The sequence below is a fragment of the Syntrophorhabdaceae bacterium genome, assembly GCA_036504895.1.
Taxonomy (GTDB): domain Bacteria; phylum Desulfobacterota; class Syntrophorhabdia; order Syntrophorhabdales; family Syntrophorhabdaceae; genus PNOM01.
The window spans coordinates 1-6,750 of record DASXUJ010000118.1 but is presented as its reverse complement, the minus strand read 5'-3'; the positions used below and the strand labels follow the sequence as shown (position 1 = coordinate 6,750).

At 48.6% G+C, this 6,750-nt stretch carries 6 protein-coding genes; all 6 read right to left on the bottom strand.

Features of this window, described 5'->3' with window-relative positions; translation table 11 throughout:
• On the bottom strand, nt 1–1,985 hold a 1,985-nt coding region (locus VGJ94_16890), incomplete at its 3' end, for a tetratricopeptide repeat protein (GenBank protein ID HEY3278293.1).
• Between the two features lie 539 nt (nt 1,986–2,524).
• Nucleotides 2,525–3,928, bottom strand: coding sequence for an RNA polymerase factor sigma-54 (gene rpoN / locus VGJ94_16885; protein ID HEY3278292.1), 1,404 nt, complete (start codon nt 3,926–3,928; stop codon nt 2,525–2,527).
• Complete coding sequence (lptB, locus tag VGJ94_16880; protein HEY3278291.1) at nt 3,915–4,658, bottom strand: LPS export ABC transporter ATP-binding protein; 744 nt, start codon at nt 4,656–4,658, stop codon at nt 3,915–3,917. Before lptB ends, rpoN begins: the two co-directional genes overlap by 14 nt.
• Nucleotides 4,655–5,569: an LPS export ABC transporter periplasmic protein LptC gene (lptC, locus tag VGJ94_16875; protein HEY3278290.1), complete on the bottom strand. Its 915-nt coding sequence runs from the start codon at nt 5,567–5,569 to the stop codon at nt 4,655–4,657. The genes lptB and lptC overlap by 4 nt, the downstream gene beginning before the upstream one ends.
• A gap of 34 nt (nt 5,570–5,603) precedes the next feature.
• Nucleotides 5,604–6,572 carry a KpsF/GutQ family sugar-phosphate isomerase gene (locus VGJ94_16870; protein HEY3278289.1) on the bottom strand — a complete coding sequence of 323 codons (969 nt, stop codon included), beginning with the start codon at nt 6,570–6,572 and terminating at the stop codon, nt 5,604–5,606.
• A partial coding sequence (locus VGJ94_16865; protein ID HEY3278288.1) for a hypothetical protein occupies nt 6,569–6,750 on the bottom strand: 182 nt, incomplete at its 5' end. The genes VGJ94_16870 and VGJ94_16865, both read right to left, overlap by 4 nt.

Below are 6,750 nucleotides of genomic sequence, written 5' to 3'. Positions count from 1 at the left end.
AAGCTCTCCATGAGAATTTTTTCAGCCTCATCGTATTTGCCTTGATGCTGATAAATCTTCGCCAGCTCCGTGCGGGGATGAAGCTGTTTTTCATCAATGACTAAGCTCTCCATGAGAATTTTTTCAGCCTCATCGTATTTGCCTTGATGCTGATAAATCTTCGCCAGCTCCGTGCGAAAATGAAGATTATATGGAATTAGCACCAAGGCCGAGTTCAAGGCTTCAATAGCTTTGGTTTCCCTGCCTTGCGATAGCAGAATCCAAAAACGTGCTAAATGAAGCGTTTCATACAGCTTTCTGCTTTGCTGAACTTTCTCAGCAAAGCCCTCACGCAACATGAAATTAATTAGTAATTCGTAGTCTATAAATGGTTGGTCAGCAAAGTAATTCTTCTTTGCACCGAAAATGTTCACCAGAGTTTGTGACTCAAAAATATTATTGAAATAGGTCTTCTCACACCACTCCATCATTAATTCATTCTTATCTATTTCTGGATGTTCTCGAAAATAAATCTCGGAAATAATTTCGTGTTTGGTTCGAAGAAGTACTTGTTTTTGATATAACTCATCCCGCCACTCCGTGAGAACGATGGGTTCGTGTTGAAGGCCTCGAAATCTTGACAAAAACATCCCTTTTTGTGCTTCATCTGCGCCGCAGACCCTAGCCAATACGTCAAAATGTGCCCTAACTCCCATCAAATAAAATAATGCGATATACTTATAGCTGTCACGGAATGAAGGCAAATCATCTGTCAGTTTCTGGAAGTCATCCCAATCGAAAGCGAAATCAATCTTGCGCTTTTTTTTGAGTTCCAAGAGTACAGTATAGGTCGCATTAACATAAACGATTCGTTCATTAAGTATTATCTGGCTTAAATCACGGGCAGTATTAGCCTCTATGCCCAGAAGGTCGAATAATCGGTTATAGACCAGTTGACGTTGAGAGTGAGGGTTTTTGACAACGACCAGTGCGCTCTCTTCTTCACCATGTATGAATGTCACGGTTCCGGATTTTTTCATCGCCTGAAAGCGGTGACCGCGCTCGGAAAGCAAAACATGTATTCGCCTATTTAGTTCAGGAATGCGGCGAAGTATTGATGATAGCGTCTCTTCATCGGCTGCGGGATTGTCGATACAGAGAATGCATTTATCAGAAGGAGATTTGTATCTAATAGTATTCAAAACCAGTTCTACGCCATCTCGACCTAATTGAGCCTCCAAGTTGAGCACAAATACGTGATGGTTTTTTTGCGCCAATTCTATGGCAAGGCGATATAGAATTGTTGTCTTGCCGCTTCCCCCTGTACCGACAACCCATAGCGTACTGCAACTGGGTAAACTCTCCAGCTTAGTAAAGGCATCTTGCATGACGGCATCATTCCTTACGTCCAAATCATTGCAGACAACCTTGAAAACGACATCGTCCCTGTCATTGATCCGGTAATAGTCTAAAGCCAGTTGCTTACGCTCTTCAGAATCCTGTATAAGCGTATTTCTAATCGCGTCTGGGATAATTTCCCTCAAGCCTGGCACTTTCCTAATAGGGATATGAGGGTAGTAGGAAGGTACTAACTCTTCGGCATATTTCCAAATCTTCTCAGTTATTGTGTCCCAGCCCCAATACTCAACGATTAGGGTATGACTTGACAGATTCTGAGCTTTTTGCTGCAGGTGAGCATCGTTTTTGAATGTCGAAGCAAAGATAAAGCGCGATATTCTCAGCTCCCTCGTTTTTTCCAGTTCAATCTCCATTTCCGAGGAGAGAGTCCCACATAGGTCGGCATCCGGTTTATATCTAGTATCTTTGAGCTTACACTGAAAAGTCACACCCGATTTGGCTGGAGAGTACCCATCAATTCCGTACTGGCTCTGCCCTTTTCTCCCAAAGCACTCTATCCCTGGGTCATCATATTCACGACGCAAGACATCTCGTACAAGTTTTTCAAATATATTCTCATCTTGTACTGGAGGGAGCTGGTATAACATAAGTATTCCTCTGGTCCTTCTTTTCTCTGCGTTTGTGACTGGTCATTCTATTGTCATATTCCGTTGCACGGATGTCAATAAGATTCAATACCATTGACCATTTTATCGCTAAAAGATGTATATGTGAACAAAAACGGTCAAAATTACAGTTTCGGAAAACAAGAATAGCTCTTACCGGATGATAAGCGCGTCCCAGGAATTGGGGGTGGGACATCAATATTTAAATAACTCTCTTAACTTCGCTTTCTCCTGCTATCGTCCTGCCACGTCTTACGCGTAATTTGTGCTTGACTGGCATGAGGTGTCGATTGAAGGGGGAAATGAAATGTCAATTGAAGATATCGAAAGATGTTCCGCTATAAGTGATCCAATTGTTCTCGTATTATCCTTTTGCCGGTTCCGACCGAAACACGAAGCCGGGGCGTAGTCTTTCGCAAATCAAGGCGACTAGGAGGACCGTGAAGGCGTATTGTTAATACGTCGAAACGGTGTGACGACGCGGGCAACGCGGAGTTGCGGAAGAATACGCCCCGGCCGGGTTAGTCGGAACGTCGGTCGCGGGATGATGGGATATGCAGCTCATCCCTGTACTTCGCAATAGTGCGGCGGGCGATCTTTATATTATGTTTCCCTTTAAGGACATTGACGATCTCGTCGTCGGTAAGAGGCGACGACTTGTCCTCATCCTTCACGATCTCCCCTATGATGCCCATCACCACGTTCGTGGAAAGCTCGTTTCCCGCGTCCCTGCCGATGCCTGTGGGGAAGAAGAATTTCATCTCGTAGACGCCGTGGGGCGTGCTCATGTACTTGTTCGTCGTGATCCTGCTCACCGTCGACTCGTGGACCCCGATATCCTGGGCCACATCTTTGAGAATAAGGGGCTTCAGGCATTTCAGGCCCCTCTCGAAGAATTCATTTTGAAAGACCACTATGCTTTTGGCTACGAGAAAGAGGGTGCGCTGTCTCTGTTGAAGGCTCTTGATGAACCACTCGGCCTGTTTCACCTTTTGCTTGATATATTTTCTCGCATCGCCGTTGGTGCTCTTGTTCAGATAAAGCTCTATATACTGTTTGCTCATCCGGAGCTCGGGGATGTCGTCTTCGTTGAGAAACACCTCGAACTCCCCTTCCTTCTTCGCCACGTAGACATCGGGGACCACATAGAAGGCATGGTCGTCTCCGTAGTTCCTCCCCGGCTTGGGATCGTATTGCCTTATTTTCTCCAGGATCTGCTTTATCAGGTCGACGGGATATCCCGTCTTCTTGATCATGTCCTTAAGATTTCCTTTTTCCACCAGGTCAAAATATCTAGTCACGAAATCCTCGAAGATGTGATCCTTTTCCGGCTTCATCCTGTGCTGGATAAGGATGCACTCCTTGAGGTCCCGTGCACCGACTCCCGGAGGGTCGAGCTTCTGGATCTTAAGAAGGATCTTCTCGAGCTGCTCCACGGGATAGCCCGATACATTCGATATCTCCTCTAAGGGGAAGGCGAGATACCCGTTGTCGTCGATATTCTCCAATATCCATTCTGCGATGATCCTCTCTTCGGGATTGAAATCGGAGAGGCCGACCTGCCACCTCAGATAATCCCTGAGGTTAGTGGCTTTGCTGACCATGTTTTCATAGTCCGGGTATTCTTTTTCTTCATAACCGGAGGAATAATCGGACGAGCTCTCTTCCGACGCCGAGTATCGCTCCAGCCACTCGGCCATGTCGTCCTTTTCCTCGGCGGGCTCCGCTTCCTTCTCTTCCTGGCGATCGTCGGCTCCCTCTTCCGAGCCGTCTCCTTCCTTGATCTCGAGGATCGGGTTCTCGTTCAATTCCAGCTCGATTGCTTCCATCAATTCCAATTGAGAGAGCTGCAGAAGCTTTATGGCCTGCTGAAGCTGCTGAGTGAGAACGGGAGAAAGTTTCTGAGTTTGCTTAAGCCCCAACATCGATGTAAAACTCCTCGCCTAAATAAACCTCACGCACAATCTTATCCTTTGCCACGATTTCAGGGGTCCCCTCAAGAAGCACCTTTCCATTATTGACCACATACGCCCTGTCGCATATGGGCAGCGAATCCCTCACGTTGTGGTCGGAAAGGAGTATGCCCATTTTCTTGCTTCTCAAGCCGTTTATTACCTTTTTCAAGTCAGAAACCGATATAGGGTCTATTCCGGAGAAGGGCTCATCAAGGAGCATGAAATGAGGGTTGGTCATAAGGGCTCGCGCGATCTCGAGCCTCCTTCTTTCACCGCCGGACAGGGAATCCGCATTGTTGGCGGCCAAATGCTCCAGCTTGAAGGATTCAAGGATCTCCGCCACCCTGTGATCCATCAACTCCTTGTCCCCATCGTGGAATTCGAGGATCGCCTTCAGGTTATCGGCGACACTCATTTTTTTAAATACCGAAGGCTCCTGGGGGAGATAGGTTATTCCCTTCCTCGCCCTCATGAACATGGGCAAGGATGTGATGTCCTCGTCTCCCAAAAGTATCTTTCCCCCGTTGGGTTTTATGAAGCCGATGATCATATAGAAGGTCGTGGTCTTCCCCGCACCATTCGGGCCGAAAAGTCCCACGGTCTCGCCCGTATTGATTTCAATGTTCACCCCGTCCACGACCCTGCGTGAGCTGTAGGATTTGGAGAGGTTCTGCGCATAAAGCGTCGCACCATCTGTCATTTATTCTCTATCCTCATCTTCGGCTTGTGTACCGAAAACTTACCTTCGTTCAGATTGTATCCGATAGACTCTCCGTCCATGCGGACCTTATCCTTCATTACATTGGGTGAACCGGTCATGGTGACCACTTCGTCCTTAAAATGATATACTGCCTTCTCGCTTTTCGCAAGCGTGCCTTTCGAAAGGAGCCTCACATTGCCCACCGCATCGACCCGCTCCATTTCATTTTCATTGCTGTATACATTGAGCTTGTCGCATACGAGGTGCATATCCTTGCCCTTCATCACTACCCTGCCCTCAAGGATATAGGAGTTATCTTTCAGAAAATAGGAAAACCTGTCCGATTCGAAATTATAGCGTCCCTTCGCACTTTCTATGAACCCGTTCACGCTGCTCATAATCCTGATGATCCGGGCATTCGTATCGGCCCTCAAACCTACGCCGTTCAGGTTCAGTTTAGGTCCATCTATCTTCACCGGCGCGTCGGTGACGGTAAAACCTTTCTTGAAGTCAAAATCCATATATTTTGTCTGAAGCCTGTATTCCTTGTTGTACACGATATCCACTTCATTCATGTTGCCCTTCTCCTGGTCCGTATCCAGTCTTCCCTTCGAACCGGTGAAGAGGACGATTACATCGGGTTTCGGGGTATACCGTCCCTCTATGACCTCCATCTCCACCTCGGGCTTGTCCACGAACTTACGGGCGATCTTCGCTTTTATCTCCCAGTCTACCGCCCCTTTTTTCTCTCCCGAGTAATGGACGTCCTTGAATACGATCGCTTTCGAGCCGTCTTCCAGCTTCGGTGAGGCAACCCTTTGGGGTTTTTTGGCGAAGAAGTAGAGGGCCGTCACGCAGCTCAGGATGATGATCCCTATGGCGATGTAGACTGTAAGGTCTCTTTTTTTCATCTTTCTTTGGGTGACCCCTGTGCCGGCATATTCCTCAGACGATCTTTGCCTTCAAAAGATCATGGATATGGATTACCCCCACGGGCCTTTTCTTCCCTTCCGCCTCGACCACGAAGAGGGACGTGATGGAGAACTCCTCCATCATCTTGAGCGCATATGCCGCAAGGGAATCCTTCACGATCCCCTTCGGATTCCGACTCATTACCTCGGATGCCTTCCTTACCAGAAGGTTATCGTGCTTTTCTATGGCTCTCCTTAAATCGCCGTCGGTGATGACGCCCACCAGATCCCCTTCGTCGTCAAGAATCCCGGCCACTCCGAGCCTTTTTGTGGTGATCTCAATTATCACTTCTTTCATCGCACGGTCCTGGTGGACCCTGGGGAGGGCTTCACCCTTGTGCATGAGGTCCTCAACCTTGAGGAGCAGCTTGCGCCCTAATGTTCCTCCCGGATGAAGAGACGCGAAATCCTCGAGGTTGAATTTCTTTTTCTCCATCACTGCCACCGCCAAAGCGTCGCCCAGTGCGAGGGCCACCGTGGTGCTCGACGTGGGGACCGTATTATAGGGACAGGCCTCGTCGACCTTTACATCGAAAACCGCATCTCCGAATTTTGCGATGGTGGAAAGGGGATTGCCCGTTACCACGATGGTGGTGAAATCCATCCGCTTTATCCAGGGGAGTATCTTAATTACTTCCTCCGTTTCGCCGCTGTTGCTCACGATGAAGAGCACATCCCCTTTCTGGAGCATGCCCAGGTCTCCGTGAAGCGAATCACCGGGATGGAGGAAAAGCGACGGGGTGCCCACACTCGAAAAAGTGGAGGCGATCTTTCTGCAGACAAGACCTGATTTGCCCACGCCCATGACCACAAGGCGGCCGCTGCAGGCGTCGATGATATCGACTGCTTTATCGAAGGTATCGTCGAGCCCTTCCATGATCCGGAGGATTGCTTCCGCCTCCTTCCTGAGGACCTCTTTGCCCGTTTTCAGAGGCGTGCTCACTGAAGGGCCTCCGCAATCTTCTTAAGCCTCATGAGGACCTCGGGCACGTCCTCCAGGGGCAATGAATTCTCACCGTCACAGAGAGCGTGTGCAGGGTCCTCGTGGACCTCCATGAAGATGCCGTCGGCGCCGGCCGCTATTGCGGCCTTCGCGAGAGGGAAAATAAACTGTCTTTCTC

Coding starts and splice junctions, on each gene's coding strand:
- lptC (HEY3278290.1), bottom strand. CDS start 5,569: ATGAAAAAAAGAGACCTTACAGTCTACATCGCCATAGGGATCATCATC.
- rpoN (HEY3278292.1), bottom strand. CDS start 3,928: ATGTTGGGGCTTAAGCAAACTCAGAAACTTTCTCCCGTTCTCACTCAG.
- lptB (HEY3278291.1), bottom strand. CDS start 4,658: ATGACAGATGGTGCGACGCTTTATGCGCAGAACCTCTCCAAATCCTAC.